Annotated in this window: 9 protein-coding genes; 5 read left to right on the top strand and 4 right to left on the bottom strand. The window is 66.3% G+C overall.

What is annotated here, in order from left to right; all coding sequences use genetic code 11:
• Window positions 1–170: 170 nt before the first annotated feature.
• From FBZ87_RS15220 to FBZ87_RS15230, 3 genes are read left to right on the top strand one after another with little or no spacing between them, the layout of a single operon-like run.
• Window positions 171–2,867, top strand: coding sequence for a glycoside hydrolase family 2 TIM barrel-domain containing protein (locus FBZ87_RS15220; protein ID WP_145611180.1), 2,697 nt, complete (start codon window positions 171–173; stop codon window positions 2,865–2,867).
• Window positions 2,864–4,162: an MFS transporter gene (locus FBZ87_RS15225; protein WP_246134417.1), complete on the top strand. Its 1,299-nt coding sequence runs from the start codon at window positions 2,864–2,866 to the stop codon at window positions 4,160–4,162. Before FBZ87_RS15220 ends, FBZ87_RS15225 begins: the two co-directional genes overlap by 4 nt.
• Window positions 4,163–4,174: 12 nt before the next feature.
• On the top strand, window positions 4,175–5,362 hold the full coding sequence (locus tag FBZ87_RS15230; RefSeq protein ID WP_246134418.1) for a LacI family DNA-binding transcriptional regulator: 1,188 nt from the start codon (window positions 4,175–4,177) through the stop codon (window positions 5,360–5,362).
• On the opposite strand, the gene FBZ87_RS15235 is transcribed toward FBZ87_RS15230, so the two are convergent.
• Complete coding sequence (locus FBZ87_RS15235) at window positions 5,359–6,783, bottom strand: class I SAM-dependent methyltransferase (protein ID WP_145611181.1); 1,425 nt, start codon at window positions 6,781–6,783, stop codon at window positions 5,359–5,361. The genes FBZ87_RS15230 and FBZ87_RS15235 overlap by 4 nt on opposite strands.
• Window positions 6,784–7,002: 219 nt before the next feature.
• Between FBZ87_RS15235 and FBZ87_RS15240 the strand changes: the two genes are divergently transcribed.
• On the top strand, window positions 7,003–8,676 hold the full coding sequence (locus FBZ87_RS15240) for a methyl-accepting chemotaxis protein (protein ID WP_145611182.1): 1,674 nt from the start codon (window positions 7,003–7,005) through the stop codon (window positions 8,674–8,676).
• 125 nt (window positions 8,677–8,801) lie between these two features.
• Window positions 8,802–9,878 (top strand): alpha/beta fold hydrolase, encoded by a 1,077-nt coding sequence (locus FBZ87_RS15245; protein ID WP_145611183.1) that lies wholly within the window; start codon window positions 8,802–8,804, stop codon window positions 9,876–9,878.
• Window positions 9,879–9,967: 89 nt separating this feature from the next.
• On the opposite strand, the gene FBZ87_RS30065 is transcribed toward FBZ87_RS15245, so the two are convergent.
• The 3 genes from FBZ87_RS30065 to FBZ87_RS29215 all read right to left on the bottom strand — a co-directional run bounded on the left by FBZ87_RS30065 (window position 9,968) and on the right by FBZ87_RS29215 (window position 17,031).
• Window positions 9,968–14,176 carry a beta strand repeat-containing protein gene (locus FBZ87_RS30065; protein WP_186454777.1) on the bottom strand — a complete coding sequence of 1,403 codons (4,209 nt, stop codon included), beginning with the start codon at window positions 14,174–14,176 and terminating at the stop codon, window positions 9,968–9,970.
• A gap of 877 nt (window positions 14,177–15,053) precedes the next feature.
• Complete coding sequence (gene pip, locus FBZ87_RS15285) at window positions 15,054–16,022, bottom strand: prolyl aminopeptidase (protein WP_145611184.1); 969 nt, start codon at window positions 16,020–16,022, stop codon at window positions 15,054–15,056.
• Between the two features lie 13 nt (window positions 16,023–16,035).
• The gene (locus FBZ87_RS29215; protein WP_186454778.1) at window positions 16,036–17,031 is read right to left on the bottom strand and encodes an outer membrane lipoprotein; all 996 of its coding nucleotides are present in this window, start codon (window positions 17,029–17,031) and stop codon (window positions 16,036–16,038) included.
• Window positions 17,032–17,170 lie beyond the last annotated feature (139 nt).

The raw sequence follows: 17,170 nt of genomic DNA on the forward strand, positions 1-17,170 counted from the left end.
CGGACGGGTGGCTTCTTTCATTTGTCCCGTGTTCAGGTCACACCTTTCCACAGATCATGCGGCGGAAAGCCGGTAGCCTTGACCACGCTGGCCGGTCGTGAGAGCCCCGGGGTGGCAGTCCCCGTGTCCGGCTTATGCCTAAGAAACAATGCCTTGAAGGAAGGAACCCCATGCCGACCCATGCCGCGCGCCGTCCGAGCCGCAAGCGCTCCCACGCCACCCTGGCGGTGGCAGCCGTCGCCCTGATGGCCGCCCCGATGGCCCGTGGGGGGCATGCCGCCGAACGGCGCGACCTGCCGCTCAGCGCGGGCTGGCAGTTCCATCAGGGCGACGTGCCATCGGGAAAGCAGGGGGGCGCCGACGCCGCCGGCTTCAACGACAAGGGCTGGACCACCGTTTCCCTGCCCCACACCTGGAATCACCTGGGCGGCACGGCGGAGCGCGGGCCCGACTATAACGCCACGCGCGGCGCCGGCTGGTACCGCCTGCGCTTCACCCCGCCGGCCGACTACGCCGGGCGGAAGGTGTGGCTGCAGTTCGACGGCGCCAGCATCAATACCGAGGTCTGGCTGAACGGCGTGAAGCTGGGCGTGCACAAGGGGGCCTTCGGCCGCTTCCGCTTCGATGCCACCGCCGCCCTGAAGCAGGGCAAGGTCAACGTGCTGGCGGTTCGCACCGACAATTCCAGCCCGGCCGTGGCGGGATCGCCCACGGCGGAGGTCATCCCCATGTCGGGCGACTTCTTCCTGTTCGGCGGCCTCTACCGCCAGGTGTCGCTGATCGCCACCGACCCGGTGCACATCGACATGCTGGATTGGGGCGGGCCCGGCGTCTATGCCCATACCGCTGGCCTGGACGGTGCCGCGTCCATCGAGGTCAACAGCCGGGTGAAGAACGACGGCACCAAGGCCCAGCCGGTGGTGGTGAAGACCACCATCATCGACGCGACCGGCGCCACGGTGGCCAGCGACAGCCATCCCCTGACCGTTGCGCCCGGCGCGCTGGAGGAACCGGCGCAGACCTTGAGCGTACCGAACCCCCACCTGTGGGACGGCAAGGCCGACCCCTACCTCTATCACGTGGTGACGCGCATCGAGACGACCGACGGCCAGCTGCTGGACCAGGTGACCCAGCCGCTGGGCATCCGCACCTTCCGCTTCGATCCGGACCAGGGCTTCTTCCTGAACGGCAAGCATATCGCCCTGCACGGCGTGTCCCGCCATCAGGACCGGCCGGGCAAGGGCTGGGCCATCAGCCCCGCCGACCAGGCCCAGGACATGGACATCATGCTGGACCTGGGCATCAACACCCTGCGCCTGGCCCATTACCAGCACGACCAGGCCATCTACGACCTGGCGGATCGGGACGGCGTGGTCGTCTGGGCGGAAATCCCCCTGGTGAACCGCACCGCGCCGGAGACGCCGGACGGGGACAATGGCATCACCACCCCCGCCTTCGCCGCCAACGCCGACAGCCAGCTGCATGAACTGATCAAGCAGAACTATAACCACCCCAGCGTCGTCACCTGGTCCATCGGCAATGAGGTGAACCTGATGGCGGCCAGCGGCCACGGCGTCAGCAACGCCCGGCCGTTGCTGACCCAACTGAACAAGGCGGCGTATGAGCTGGACCACACCCGCCCCACCACCATGGCCGACTGCTGCGAGCCCTGGCCCGACGCGCCCAAGCCCGGCGTGGACGTGGTGGCGGAGATCACCGACCTGCTGGGCTACAACCGCTACCAGGGCTGGTACTACGACAAGCCGGAGGACCTGGGCCCTGTGCTGGACCGGCTGCACAAGCTGCATCCGCGCCTGCCGCTGTCGGTCAGCGAGTATGGCGGCGGCGGCGGCCTTACCCAGCATACCGATGAGGTGCAGACCGGCGTGGTCTACCCCAAGGGCCATTTCCATCCGGAGGAGCTGGAAAGCCGCCTGCACGAGATCTGGTGGGCGCAGCTGAAGGCGCGGCCTTACCTGTGGGGCACCTTCGTCTGGAACATGTTCGACTTCGCCAGCGACAGCCGGAGGGAGGGTGACATGGTCGACACCAACGACAAGGGCCTGGTGTCCTACGACCGCACGGTGAAGAAGGACGTGTTCTTCTTCTACAAGGCGGATTGGAGCGACCAGCCGGTGCTGCACCTGAACGGCCGCCGCTATGTCGACCGTGTCTATCCCGTCACCGACATCCAGGCCTACAGCAATGCCGCCGGCGTACGGCTGAGCCTGAACGGCCGCGACCTCGGCACGGTGTCTTGCCCCGACCATGTCTGCCGCTGGCCGGCCGTGCATTTGGACGCCGGCGACAACGTCCTGACCGCCACGGCCGACATCAAGGGCCAACCGGTGAGCGACAGCATCACCTGGCGCTTCGGCGGCAAGGCGGACGAGATCCGCATCCGCGCCGGCGCCTCGGCCGGCCTGACCAGTGCCGCCGGCGCCCGCTACGGCTCCGACGCCTTCGTCACCGGGGGCGAACCGCATGACCGCAACCCCGGCCCCGAGACCGGCAAGCCGGACAAGGTCATCGCCGCGGCCACCGGCACGCCGGATCCCAAGCTGTATGAGACCTACCGCGAGGGCACCTTCACCTACCGCGTGCCGGTGCCGGCCGGCCGCTACCAGGTCACCCTGCGCTTCGCCGAGCCGGCGCTGGCGGCCGGTGCCCGGGTCTTCGACGTGGCCGCCAACGACCAGATGGTGGTCAAGCACCTGGACGTGGCGGCGGAGGCGGGCAGCGCCCTCAAGGCGCTGGAGCGCACCGTGACCGTCGAGGTGAAGGGCAAGGATGGCCTGGCCCTGGACTTCCGCCCCGTCACCGGCCAGGCGGTGGTGTCGGCCATCGACGTGGTGGCGGCGCGGTGAGCGTGGCCGTGAAGGACGCGGTGGCGACCCCGGGGGTGATCCCCCAGCCCCGGGGCCGCTATCGCTGGCTGGTCTGTTTCCTGCTGTTCTCCGCCGTGGCGCTCAGCTACGTCGATCGGCAGGTGCTGGGGGTGCTGAAGCCGCTGCTACAGGACCGCTACGGCTGGACGGAAGTCGGCTACGGCACCATCGTCTTCTGGTTCCAGGCGGCCTACGCCAGCGGTTACCTGGTGTTCGGCCGGCTGGTGGACCGTATCGGCGCCCGTGCCGGCTACGCGCTGGCGGTGGGCATTTGGACCATCGCCCACATGGCCCATGCCGCCGCCGGTACGGTCGCCAGCTTCGCCATCGCCCGCATCCCCCTGGCGCTGGGCGAGTCCGGCGCCTTTCCGGCCAGCCTGGCGGCGGTGGCGGAATGGTTCCCGCAGCGGGAACGGGCGCTGGCCATCGGCCTCACCAACGCCGGGGCCAATGTCGGCGCCGTCCTGACGCCGCTGATCGTGCCGGCGGTCACCCTGGCCTGGGGCTGGCGCGCCGCCTTCCTGGTCACGGGCCTGTTCACCGTGGTGTGGCTGGCGGCATGGCTGGCCCTCTACCGCCGCCCGCGCGAGGTGGCGCGCCTGAGCCCGGGGGAACTGGCCTATATCGAGGCTGATCCCGTGCCGCCGCCGGTGCGCCTGCCGTGGCGGCGGGTGCTGGCGACACGCGAAACCTGGGCCTATATCCTGGGCCGTTTCGTGATCGATCCGATTTGGTGGACCTTCCTGTTCTGGCTGCCCGACTTCTTCGCCAAGCGCTATGGCCTGGATCTCAAGGGTTTCGGGCCGCCCTTGGTGCTGGTCTACATCCTGGCCGACATGGGCAGCGTGCTGGGCGGCTGGGGTTCGTCCCGCCTGCTGGCGCGGGGCATCGGGCTGAACCGGGCGCGCAAGACCGCCTTCCTCGTCTGCGCGCTGGTGGTGGCGCCGGTGGCGCTGGCCATGGATACAGGCAGCCTGTGGGGGGCGGCCATCCTGATCGGCCTGGCCTGCGCCGGGCACCAGGGCTTTTCCGTCAACCTCTACGCCCTGCCATCCGACCTGTTCCCCCGCTGGGCCGCCGGATCGGTCATCGGCCTGGGCGGGGCGGCGGGCGGCATCGGCAGCATGGCCATGGCCCAGGCCGCCGGCTGGATCCTGCAGACCACCGGCAGCTACCGCCCCATCTTCCTGATGGCGGCCAGCGCCTATTTCGTGGCCCTGGCCTTGATCCATTGGATGACGCCGCGCTACGCGCCGGCGCACATCACGCGGTGAGGGATTTGTACTGTGGCTGACGCCGATATCGAAAAACCCAAGGTGCGGCGGCGCAAGGCGCTTGCCGGCGACGGCCGGCTGGCGGCCCCGCCGGACGCTCCCCTGGCCATCCCCGCCTGGACTCTGGCCCGCGCCCCCACCATCAATGACGTGGCGCGCCTGGCCAAGGTGTCGAAGAAGACGGTGTCGCGGGTCATCAACCAGTCCCCTTACGTTCACGATGCCACCCGCGCCGTGGTAGACGCGGTGGTGGCCCGCATCGGTTATGTGCCCAGCCCCCAGGCGCGCGGCCTGGCCATCAACCGGTCCTTCCTGCTGGGCCTGATCTACGACAACCCCAACGCCCAATACATCGTGAACGTCCAGGGCGGCATCCTTGAGGCCTGCCATCGCGAGGGCTTTGAGCTGGTGGTCCATCCCTGCCGCCAGGTGGCGCCCGGTTTCCTGGCGGAGGTGAAGACCTTCGTGCAGCGCCAGAACCTGGATGGCGTGATCCTGGTCCCGCCTTTGTCTGAGGACGCGGCCCTGGTCGCCCTGCTGCGTACCATCGGCTGCCGCTACATGCGCCTGATGTCGGTGCCGTTGGACGAGCCCACGTCCATGGTGCTGCACACCGACCGCACCGGTGCCGCCGAGGTGGGTACCCACCTGGCCCAACTGGGTCATACCAGGGTGGCCCTGATCACCGGGCCCCAGCGCTACCGCTCCACCCACGAACGGCGGGAGGGCTTCATCGGCGCCCTGGCCGAGCATGGCGTGACCGTGCCGGATCACTGGATCGTGGAGGGGCTCTACACCTTTGAGACGGGGGAGACGCGGGGCATGGAGCTGCTGTCCCCGGCCGACCGTCCCACGGCCATCTTCGCCAGCAATGACGAAATGGCGGCCGGCGTCTACAAGGCGGCCTACCGCCTGGGCATCAGCATCCCGCGCGACCTCACCGTGGTGGGCTTCGATGACACGCCCCTGGCCTCACGTATGTGCCCGGCGCTGTCCACCGTGCGCCTGCCCATCCACGACATGGGCCGCCTGGCGGCCGACCGCCTGATCGGCCGCATCAACGACGGCGATGCGGGAAAGGCCCAGCCCATCACAGTGACCCCGCGCCTGGTGGTGCGGGAATCCTCCAGCGCGCCGGCACAGAGTGTGGTCGCTTCAGGTGGGATCAGCTGGAGCGTGGATCACACCACAAAACTCTAGAACTCGGCCCCCGGCAGGTCCACGGGCAGGTTGGCGGTGTCGGTCAGGGTGACGCGCAGGGCGCCGGACAGGGACGGGGCGGCCAGCGCCACCTCCTGCTGGCCCTCGGCCCGGGCGGCGGCCAGGGCTACCTGGTTGAAGCGGCGCACGCTGTCGCTGTCGGCGTCCACCCGGGCGCCATCCACCACCGGGCGGATATATTCCGCGCCCACCAGCACCTGCAACGCCTGGATCTGGTCGGCCGCCGCCCAGTCGTTCAGCGGCGGCACACCCACCAGATCGTCGAAGGTGGTGGCGCCAGCCGCCAGCCGGTCCAGTAGCGGGTTGAAGATGCCCTCGTGCAGGGCGACGTCGCCGAAGGACCGGGGCACCACCATGGGGCAGTCGGCCCGCCGGCGGGCCAGGGTGTAGCGTGTGGCGCGATGGGCGGCGATCAGGTCGTTGATGTTCAGGGGCGCCAGGTCGCAGGCATAGATGTCGCGGCGGAACTGACGGTTCAGGGCCATGTCGCGCACCCCCTCGCGCAGCAGCGCGTTCGGCATGGCCGCCATCAAGGCGCGCGGCTTCTCCGGCACGGCCAGCAGGGGGACGTTGTCGGCGTGGGTGCCGGACCCGATGAAGCCCGCGCCGTGGTTGGCCATGAAGGTCGCGATCTCCTTGTGATAGAAGACGCGCCAGTACTCGTTCAGGTACTCGTGCACGATATAGCTGGCGTCCAGCGTCTCGATGGCCTGCAACTGCTGTTCAATGGCGGGGTTGGATTCGAAGTACAGGGCGCCTGTGTCCGCCATCTGTCGCAGAAAGGCGCGCACCTTGCCCACCCGCTCCTCCACCGTGCCGGTGGTGACGGCGTAGGCGTCCACCATCAGGGCGCGGATGGGCATCTTGCCGGCCCAGCCCGGCTGGCAGTTATAGCTGGCGTAGACGATGCCGCCGGGCTTCAGCCGGCGGCGGATGACGGCCCCGATCTCTCGCCGCACCGTCTCGCTGACCCAGCTCATGATGCCGTGCATGACGATGAAGTCGCAGTCGGCGATGGGCCCATCCTCTTCCGTTGCCAGGTCCTGGAAACTGGCGGCGCTGAAGCTGGCGTTGGGGATTCCGGCGGCGCGGCGCAGGTTTTCAGCACTGGTGATGTGCACGGGATTGAAATCCACGCCCATGAACTGCCCCTGGGGGAACAGGCTGGCGAACAGCGTGGGGCTGTAGCCATGGCCGCAGCCCAGATCAAGGTAGCGGAAGGGGCGGTCCAGGCGCGGCGCCTGATAGCCGCACTGCAGGGCGGCGTAGGCGATCGAGGCCGGGTTCAGTTCCTGATAATAGCGGCGCAGGTAGGCGATGCCCGTCACATAGCGGTGAACGTCGTCCTGCACGATGCCTTCGGGCGTGCCGCCGCCGGGGATGGCCTTGTTGCCGCTCATCGACCCTGGTCCTTTGCACTTATGTCGGTCCTTGGCGCAGACCTTGGCCCCAGGCGGCCCCGCTGTCGAGAGTAAAAGGGGGGTCGTGATTCAGAATGCGGTTGAAACATGGCCGATGGGCGGATTCGCCGCATCACATCAAAGGGTAACAGAGCGCTTATAAGCTGCGACCTTCAAGGTTGAATTACTGCGCGCTCGATAGCATTTACGGTGAATTTTATGAATCTCGCCCTCCGCCCCAAGTTGTTGGCCGCGTTCGGTGGCCTGTTACTGCTGACCATCGCCATCAGCCTGCTGTCGTTGTGGCGGATCGGCACGATCAACAGCGCCGCCACGGAAATTCGCGATGTCTGGTTGCCCTCGGTGGACGCCGTGGGCGACATGAAGGCCTTCACCGCCCGCCAGCGCATCTCCGCCGGCCGGGTCGTGGCGGCGGGCGACGACAAGGCGCGGGACGAGGCCATCAAGCTGTATGGCAAGCAGACGGCCGATCTGAACGCGGCCGTGGCGCGGTTCGAGGCTGTGGGCCAGACGGGCGAGATGGCGGCCCTGTACGCCAAGTACCAGGCCCTGCGCGGCCCGTACGAGGCCAGCATGGCCTCCGTGTTCGAAACCGCCAAGCAGAACCACGAGCAGGCGGAAAAGGCCATGAACGGCGAGATCGTGACCGTCTTCCGCAAGGTGCAGGAATCGCTGGAGGCGCTCAGCGCCTATGATCGCGCCGGTGCCGCCAAGGCCAACGACGTGGTGCAGTCCGCCTACACCCACGCGCTGTGGAGCATATCCATCTTCGCGTTGGTGGCGGTGCTGGTGTCGGTGGGGGCCGTGCTGTGGCTGGATCGCGACGTGGTGCAGCACCTGGCGCGCCTGGCCGGCGTGATGCGCCGTCTGGCGCAGAAGGACTATGGCTTCACCCTGGACGCCACCAGCCGGCGGGACGAGGTGGGCGACATGGCGCGCGCCGTCGACGTGTTCCGCACCAGCATGCGCCAGGTGGATGAGCTGGCCGCTACCCAGGCGGCGGAGGCGGCGGCCAAGACCGAGCGGGCCAACCGGGTGGACGCGCTGGTCCAGACCTTCGACACCGATGTTGCCCACACCTTGCAATCGGTCACCCAGGCCTCCAGCGGCCTGCATGAGACGGCGGAGAACCTGACCCGCATCGCCGACACCGGCGCCCGCGACGCGGTGGCGGTGGCCGGCGCCTCCGAACAGGCGGCCGCCAACGTCCAGACCGTGGCCGTGGCGGCGGAGGAACTGGGCGCCAGCATCGGGGAGATCGGGCGCCAGGTTTCCGTTTCCGCCACCATCGCCGCCAAGGCGGTGGCGGAGGCGACGCGCACCAACGTCGCCGTGACCAGCCTGACGGAAGCCGCCCAGCAGATCGGCGCCGTCGTGGCACTGATCAGCGACATCGCCGGGCAAACCAACCTGCTGGCCCTGAACGCCACCATCGAGGCGGCGCGCGCGGGTGAGGCGGGCAAGGGCTTCGCCGTCGTGGCCAGCGAGGTCAAGGCCCTGGCCAACCAGACCGAACGGGCCACCAACGACATCCGCCAGCAGATCGAATCCATGCAGGCTGCGACCGGGGAGGCGGCCGGCGCCATCGCCGCCATCGGCCAGACCATCGCCGAGATCGACCACATCACCACCACCATCGCCGCGGCGGTGGAGGAACAGGGCGCCGCCACGCAGGAGATCGCCCGCAACGTGGCCGAGGCTGCGCGCGGCACCAGCGAGGTCAGCGCCGGTATGAACGGCGTGCGGCAGGTGGCGGGCGAGACCGGCACCGTGGCGGGGGAGGTCCTGATGGCCGCCGACGACCTGTCGTCCCAGGCCGATGGACTGCGCACCCGCGTCTCCACCTTCCTGGCGGCCCTGCGCGCCGCCTGATGGGTGCGGGCTGACCGAAAAGGGTCTCTTGCGGGATGGCCGGTCTGGGTGGAATGGTTGCGCCCACAGATAAAGGTCCCGTGCCGTCTTCGGATGGCACTGGGTTGGCGGCAGAAGGAACATCAATGAAAGCCTGGCTTTCCACCCTGGCCCTCACCGCGGCGCTGGCCCTGGCAGGCGTTGCCGGTGCCGCCGATGGCCCGCCCAGCTATCCCAACCAGATGGAAGGCGATGTGGTGGTCCGCGACTTCGCCCTGACGAATGGCGAGCATCTGGCCAACGCCCGCTTCCATTACACCACCTTGGGCACGCCGCAGCGCGACGCGTCGGGCGCCATCACCAACGGGGTGTTGCTGCTGCACGGCACCACCGGCAGCGGCCGCAACTTCCTGAACGCCAGCCTGGGCGGGGAGCTGTTCGGGCCCGGCCAGCCGCTGGACGCCACCAAGTATTTCATCATCCTGGCCGACGGCATCGGCCACGGCTCCTCCTCCAAGCCGTCGGACGGGCTGAAGGGCCATTTTCCCCACTACGGCTATGTCGACGCGGTGGAAGGCCAGTACCGCATCGTGACCCAGGGCCTGGGCATCAAGCGTCTGAAACTGGTCGCCGGCACCTCCATGGGCGGCATGCAGACCTGGATCTGGGGGGAACGCCATCCGGACCTGATGGACGCGCTGATGCCCATCGCCTCTCAGCCCGTGGCCATTTCCGGCCGCAACATGCTGTGGCGCCAACTGATCATCGAGGCCATCCGCAACGATCCGGACTGGAAGGGCGGCGACTACACGGCCCAGCCGACCGGCTACACCCGCGCACTGCCCATTTTCCAGATCATGGTCAACAACGCCGCGGTCCTGCAGCAGCAGGCCCCCAGCCGGGCGGCGGCCACCACCCTCTATGACCAGTGGGTGGCCGACTACGCCAAGATCGTGGACGCCAACGATTATCTCTACTGGTTTGAATCGTCCTATGACTACGACCCCAGCCCGGAGCTGGAGAAGATCAAGGCCAAGCTGGTGGCGGTGAACTTCGCTGACGACCTGCTGAACCCAGCCGAACTGGGCGTGATGGAGGCGGCCATGAAACGCATCACCAATGGCCGCTACATCCTGATCCCCGCCTCGGACCAGACGCGCGGCCACCAGACCCTGACCCAGGCCAAGGTTTGGAAGGGCGCGTTGGAGGAGTTGCTGAAGTAGGCGCTGCCCTTTCGCGGGTCCGCATGAAAAAAAAGAAGCCGGCCGAGGAAACGCCCCGGCCGGCTTTGTGCTGTGCGGGATCGCCGCCGTCAGGTGATGCGGGTGGGGATATAGCCCAGATCAGCGGCCGTGAAGCTGGTGGCGGTGGTGTTTTGCAGCGTCATCAACGTCGACCAGCTGTCGCCGCCGCCGTTGAGGTCGACCTGCAGCAGGGTGTCGCCGCCCGACTGTTTCAGTTGCAGATAGCCGCCGTCGAAGGGGTTGGTGGTGGTGCTCCAGCCTGTCAGCATGCCGGACAGGAAGTCCGTCAGGTTCAGATGGTCCGTGCCGGTCTGGAAGTCTGTGACGGTAATGGACGTACTTGCGCTGAAACCATCGAAGGACGATTTCACCACCAGGGTATCGGCACCCGATCCCAAGGTGATGGTGTTGTCGGAGGTGCCAGCCCCGGTGCCGAAAAACTTCGTCGGGGTGATAATAACGGTATCGTCGCCCGCACCGGCGTCGATGGTGGCGTGCGCCGCCGCCTCGACGCTGATGGTGTCGTTGCCCGTGCCCCCCACCATGGTGACGGTATCCAGGAAGCGGTCGCCGCTGCCCTTGAAGTAGATGAAGTCGTCGCCCGTGCCGCCATCCATCAGGACGGAGCTGGCCGCGCCGGAATACCGGGAGACAGACAGATAATCATTACCGTCCTGGCCATACAGCTGGTCGTTACCGCCGGCGGAGTCGGCGAGGGTGTCGTTGCCGGTATCGCCGCCGGTGTTGGCGGCGTTGTTGCCGTAGAGGATGTCGTCGCCCGCGCCGCCATCCAGGCTGTCCGAGCCGCTGCCCCCTTCCAGCGTGTCATTGCCCATCCCGCCACTCAGCACGTCGTCTCCGCCCAAGCCCTGGACAAGGTCGCTCCCGCCCCAGCCGGTCAATGTGTCGTTGCCGGCGGTGCCAGTCACGGTTTGATCGGAATTCGATCCGTCGGGTGAGAACTCCAAATCATGATAGGTGAAGGTGCTGGCAGTGGTGTTCTGGAAGGTGATGAGCGTGGTCCAGCCGCTGGCGGCACCGTTCCCGTCGGGATCGATCTGCAGCAGCGTGTCGTTGCCTGCCTGGACCAACTGCAGATAGCCGTTGCCGAAGGGGTTGGACGCGCCGTCCCAGCCGGTAAGAACGTAGGGCAGGTAATTATCCAATACCACCTTGTCGGTGCCGGGTTGGAAGTCGGTGACGGTCAGTGAAACATCGCTGTCCACGCTGGTGCCAGACTGGGTCAGAGCCACGGTGTCGGAGCCCGTCCCCAACGTCAGGGTGGTGGCGCCGACGCCGAAGCCCAGTATGATGGAAACAGTGTCGTTACCGGCGCCGGCATCCACCGTCTTCTGCCCTACCCCTTCCAAGGAGAGGGTATCATCGCCATCGCCGGCATCAATCGTGCCCTGGGCGAGGGCGTTCGCGCTGATGGCGTCGTTACCGCTCCCGCCCAAGATGGTGACGGTTTGACGACCGCTGCCATAGAAGCTGATGGTGTCGTTACCACTGCCGCCGTCCATGAGGATGGTTTCCGTGGCAGTGCTGGTGTACCGGGTCACGGTCAGCGTGTCGTTGCCGTCCTGGCCGTACAGCTGGTCGTTGCCGCCCTGGTCGTCGGTAAGGCGGTCGTCGCCGGTGTCGCCGCCGGTGTTCGCCGCGTTGTTGCCATAAAGGACGTCGTCGCCGCTGCCGCCGTTTAGGACGTCATAGCCGCTGCCACCCTCCAGCGTGTCGTTGCCGAAGCCGCCTGTCAGGATATCGTTGCCAGCCAGACCCTGGATGAGGTCATTTCCCTGGCCGCCTGTCAGGGTATCGCTGCCCGCCGTGCCAACGAGCGTCTGATTGGTCGGAGCCGAGCCGGTCGGGTCGTACATCAGGTCGCTGGTGGTGAAGGTGCTGGCGGTGGTGTTCTGGAAGGTGATCAGGTTGGACCAGCTGTCGCCGCCGCCGTCGAGATCGACCTGCAGCAGACTGTCGCTGCCCGATTGCACCAGCCGCAGGAAGCCGCCCGCGAAGGGATTAGTCGTCCCGTTCCAGCCCGTCAGCATGCCGGACAGGAAGTCCGTCAGGTTCAGATGGTCCGTGCCGGTCTGGAAGTCTGTGATGGTAATGGACGTACTTGCGCTGAAACCATCGAAGGACGATTTCAGCACCAGGGTATCGGCACCCGATCCCAAGGTGATGGTGTTATCGGAGGAGCCAGCCCCGGTGCCGAAATACTTCGTCGGGGTGATGATGACGGTATCGTCGCCGGCACCGGCGTCGATGGTGGCGTGCGCCGCCGCTTCGACGCTGATGGTGTCGTTGCCGGTGCCTCCTACCATGGTGACGGTATCCAGGAAGCGGTCGCCGCTGCCCTTGAAGTAGATGAAGTCGTCGCCCGTGCCGCCATCCATCAGGACGGAGCTGGCCGCGCCGGAATACCGGGAGACAGACAGATAATCATTACCGTCCTGGCCATACAGCTGGTCGTTACCGCCGGCGGAGTCGGCGAGGGTGTCGTTGCCGGTGTCGCCGCCAGCGTTGGCGGCGTTGTTGCCATAGAGGACGTCATTGCCCGCGCCACCCGTAAGGCTGTCTGAGCCGCCACCCCCTTCCAGTGTGTCGTTGCCGCCGCTGCCACCGCTCAGGGTATCGTTGCCGTTCAGACCCATGATCAGGTCGCTCTGGCTGGTGCCAAAAATAGTATCGGCGTTGGCCGTTCCGGCAATCCAAGGAGCAGGGGTGTAGCCTAGGTCTTGAGCGGTAAAGGTGCTGGCGGTGGTGTTCTGCAAGGTGACAAGTGTGGTCCAGCTGTCGGCGGCTCCGTCGACGTCGATCTGTAACAGGGTATCGTTGCCCGACTGCACCAATTGCAGGAACCCATCGGCGAAGGGGTTGGATACGCCGTCCCAGCCCTTCAGCGTCTGGCCCAGGAAGTGGCCCAGCTTCAGCTGATCGGTGCCCACGGTGAAATCGGTGACAGTGGCGTTCCTGCCGGCATAGTGCCCGTTTGCCTGGGCCAAGGTCAGGGTGTCTGAGCCGGCTCCCAGCGTCACAATGCTGTCCAAGCCCATGTCAACCGTCAGGTTGTCATTGCCAGCCGCGCCGATGGCGGCATTTATCGCGTTTAGAGTGTAGTTGCCGGTGGTCGCGGAGTCGCCCGCGTTGACAACAACGTAATAAGTTCCGGCCTGTGAGGCGGTGAAGGGCAGCACGACGGTGCCGGTGGTGGGGGAGGCCGTGGCGACTTGACGGCCACTGGCATCATAAATGGTCAGAACGCCGGTGCCAGGCGCCATCGTCAATTCCACCGCCAACTGCTGGCCAGTAGTCAGCGTCAACTGGTACCAATCGTGGTCGCCCGCAGTGTCGACGGCACCGGTGACCGCCAGACCCAAGCCGAACCCATGGCTTGTTTGCTCATGGCCGAACATTGCGCTGCCGTTGTCATTGCCCTGGGCGTAACCATGCTGAATCCACTGCGTGATTGCGCCTTCGACGCCTAGGCCCGCCAGAGAGGGATGGCTCAGCAGATAGGCGACCCCATCAAAGGTAACGGTGCGCCCCTCGGTGTGGCCGGTGGTGATGTAATGGGTGGCGCCGGCGTCGGCATTGGCGCCGAAGGCGGCGATGAGGTCGCCGTAGGACGCAATGTAGGCTAGGCCATCGAAGGTGACGGTGCGCCCCTCGATGTGGCCGGTGGTGATGTAATGGGTGGCGCCGGCGTCGGCATTGGCGCCGAAGGCGGCGATGAGGTCGCCGTAGGACGCAATGTAGGCTAGGCCATCGAAGGTGACGGTGCGCCCCTCGATGTGGCCGGTGGTGATGTAATGGGTGGCGCCGGCGTCGGCATTGGCGCCGAAGGCGGCGATGAGGTCGCCGTAGGACGCGATGTAGGCCAAGCCATTGAAGGTGACGGTGCGTCCCTCGATGTGGCCGGTGGTGATGTAATGGGTGATGCCGGCTTGGGTATTGGTGCCGAAAGCGGCGATGAGATCGGCGTAAGACGCAATGTAGGCCAGGCCATCGAAGGTGACGGCGCGTCCCTCCATATGGCCGGTGGTGATGTAATGGATGGCGCCGGCTTCGGCGTTGGCACCATATGCGGCTATAAGGTCGGGGTTGGACGCGATATAAGCCAAGGCGTCGAAGGTTACGGTGCGTCCTTCCACCTGCCCGGAGCTGTTGTAATGCGCTAGTCCGGCCTGGGGGTTCGCGCCAAATGCGGCAATGAGGTCCGAATACGAGGCAATATAGCTCAGCGCTTCAACGTCGCTCCAGGACGATGTCATCAAAACACCTTATGTTAATGTGTTTACTCTCTAGTTCCCGGCCATTTTAAGGTACGTTTGCAAAAATTGTAAGAATTTTACTTGTCGTCTTGCGAATAATTGCCTTGATCGACTCAATCGGAGGTGATCAAAGCCATTTTGCGTAGGTTTGGATAGCTGAGCAGGCGCGCCGCGGTTGATGTCGCGGATGGTATGGCGCAGGTCGGTGCAGGAACTTCAGCTGCGGGTTGGTCCACTTGTGCTGGTGGGTGGGCGTTGGCCTTGGGCCGGACGGTCGTGGCGGAAGACTTCCTCATCGCAGGAAAACTGGGAATGGTATTTTCAAATAGGCATAGTATTTATGTTTTCATATTAATGAATGGAAAGTGACGATGAGACAGAATACGATGGTATTTCTAAATTGTAGCTGATGGGCGTGCCATCTTCAAAAATTTTTTTTGATTAAATCAAATCTGGGAAGGACAATTTTTATTTTGACATAATTGATAAATTATAGCCGTAAGTTGATGCAATCTTTATTGATTGCGCCAGCTTTTGGAAATTGCAGCGAAAGTAGATGTTGCCGTCGATGGGGCTCTCGGTTCAGGCAACGGGTGAATTGGATTCTCATAGGCGCGCATGAAGTTTTGATGGAAAAGGTGCTGATTGAGTCACGTCAAAGGAGATGAATGAGGTTTATTGTCGCGAGGCGCTTTGCCGCATATGCCGATAGCGATTGGGCAACCGGTTACCTGAACCGGTGCGGCAAGACTGGGCTCACTATTGATGGAGGATTCCGATCATGCGGGGGCGTGACGTGGCATACTCACCGCCACGCTTGCCATGCGCTGGGAATGGCCACTCCCGAGTCGCCGCAGCCGCCGTGCCGCGCCGGGGGTCAGGCCTTCCCGGCGTAGCGGTCGGTGGCGCGGATCAGCTGGTCCAGGATGCCGGGTTCGGCGTGGGCGTGGCCGGCACCCTCGATCAGGTGGAAGTCCGCCTCCGGCCAGGCCTTGTGCAGGGCATAGGCGTAGCGAGCGGGGCAGGGCATGTCGTAGCGGCCGTGGACGATGGTGGCCGGGATGTGGCGGATGCGGCCCACGTCCCGCACCAGCTGGCCCTCGTCCAGCCAGGCGCCGTGCATGAAGTAGTGGTTCTCGATGCGGGCGAAGGCCAGGGCGAAGTGGCCATCCTTGAAGGGGGCGGAATATTCGGGATTGGGCAGCAGGGTGACCGTCTCCCCCTCCCAGATGGTCCAGGCCTTGGCCGCCTCCAGCTTGGCGGCCTCGTCAACGCCCGTCAGGCGCCGGTGATAGGCTGCCATCATGTCGTGGCGCTCCGCCTCCGGGATGGGGGCCTGGAAGCGCTCCCACTTGTCGGGGAACAGCTCCGACGCGCCGAACTGGTAGTACCAGAGCAGCTCCCCCTTGGTCAGGGTGTAGATGCCGCGCAGCACCAGCTCGCTCACCCGCTCCGAATGCGCCTCGGCATAAGCCAGCGCCAGGGTGGAGCCCCAGGAGCCGCCGAACACCTGCCACTTGTCCACACCCACCAGCTCGCGCAGGCGCTCGATATCCGCCACCAGGTGCCAGGTGGTGTTGGCTTCCAGGCAGGCGTGGGGCGTTGACTTGCCGCAGCCGCGCTGGTCGAACAGCAGAATGTCGTAAAGCGCCGGGTCGAACAGGCGGCGCTGGCCGGGGCTGGTGCCGCCGCCAGGGCCGCCGTGCAGGAAGACCACCGGCTTGGCCCCCCGCGTGCCGCAGCGCTCGTAATAAATCACGTGCCCGTCGCCGACATCCAGCATGCCGGTCTCATAGGGCTCGATGGCCGGGTAGAGGGTGCGCAGCGCGGTCGTCGGGGTGGGCATGGGGGCCGTGTCCTTATTGGGGCGCGTCGCCATCGGCGGCGGTGGCAGCCGGGGTCGATTCGGCCTCCGCCGGGATCCAGCCAGTCTTGGGGCCCGTCTGGGGGGCCGTGTCCGGCGGGGGCGTCTGGGGAGGCGGCGCCGGGTTGGCGTCGGCCTTGGGCGTCTCCACCGGGGTGTCCGCCCCGGGTTGGGTGACTGCGGGTTGGGTGACCGGGGGCTGGGTGACTGGGGGTAGGGTAGCGGGGGGCTGGGCAACCGGGGACTGGGCCGGGGCCGTATCCTGCGGGGCGGCGGCGGGCGCCGCGCTGGGCTGGCTCTGCGGTTGGGTCTGTGCCGGTTGGGGTGCCGGTTCGGGCTGCGGCGCCTTGGCGGCGGGGGCGAGTTCCGACGGGACAACGGTGGGCGGGGACGCTGGTGCCACCTCCGGCACCGGGGTCGCGGGCGCGACAGGCGCCGGCGCCACAGGGGCGGGGGCCGCGTGCTTGGCCGGTTTCTCCGGCTTCGCCTCGGCCTTGGGCTCCGGCTTGGGTTCCGGATCGATGTTGACGGTATAGTCGGGAACGATACGCGCCTGGTTGCCTGTGATGACCAGCACCTTCTGGCCCAGTGGAATGGGCGTGGGCTCGCGCTGGGTCACCGACAGCAGGTCGCCGTTGGGCTTGCGTACGATGTATTCCCAGCCGGTGGTGTCGCCGGTCATGTGTTCCGCGCTGGTGCCGACGATGGTGCCCACTACGGTGCCGCCCACGGCGCCCAGGGCGCTGTTGGGACCGATCTGCGAGCCCAGGATGCCGCCGGCGGCCCCGCCGGCCACGGCGCCCACGGCGCCGCTGGCGCTGATCGACACCTGGCGGAAGCCGATGATGACGCCCGGCTCGGCCTTGTTGGCCTGCTGTACGGCGGTGGCGTTGTAGGTGTTGGGTGAATAGTCGGCCGCGCAGCCCGCCAGGACGATGGGGGCGAGAAGGGCGACAGCGGCCGTCAGGCCGAACCGGATGGATCGCGACACGGGGGAGCCGTTCCCTGAAACGACCGGGGCGCGGATTACCCCGGATAGGCTGTATGAACAGCCCCGTGTCATAGGAGATCCGCCCCCAGGTGTCACTTGGCAATTTCATGGCGGCAATGTGGTCAACTTGCCATCATGG

Source organism: Nitrospirillum amazonense, assembly GCF_007828035.1.
Lineage (GTDB): Bacteria > Pseudomonadota > Alphaproteobacteria > Azospirillales > Azospirillaceae > Nitrospirillum > Nitrospirillum amazonense.

What these genes read in the sequence shown, in the direction of transcription:
- FBZ87_RS15220 (WP_145611180.1), top strand. Translation starts at nt 171, where the DNA reads ATGCCGACCCATGCCGCGCGCCGTCCGAGCCGCAAGCGCTCCCACGCC.
- FBZ87_RS15235 (WP_145611181.1), bottom strand. Translation starts at nt 6,783, where the DNA reads ATGAGCGGCAACAAGGCCATCCCCGGCGGCGGCACGCCCGAAGGCATC.
- FBZ87_RS15240 (WP_145611182.1), top strand. Translation starts at nt 7,003, where the DNA reads ATGAATCTCGCCCTCCGCCCCAAGTTGTTGGCCGCGTTCGGTGGCCTG.
- FBZ87_RS15245 (WP_145611183.1), top strand. Translation starts at nt 8,802, where the DNA reads ATGAAAGCCTGGCTTTCCACCCTGGCCCTCACCGCGGCGCTGGCCCTG.
- FBZ87_RS30065 (WP_186454777.1), bottom strand. Translation starts at nt 14,176, where the DNA reads ATGACATCGTCCTGGAGCGACGTTGAAGCGCTGAGCTATATTGCCTCG.
- pip (WP_145611184.1), bottom strand. Translation starts at nt 16,022, where the DNA reads ATGCCCACCCCGACGACCGCGCTGCGCACCCTCTACCCGGCCATCGAG.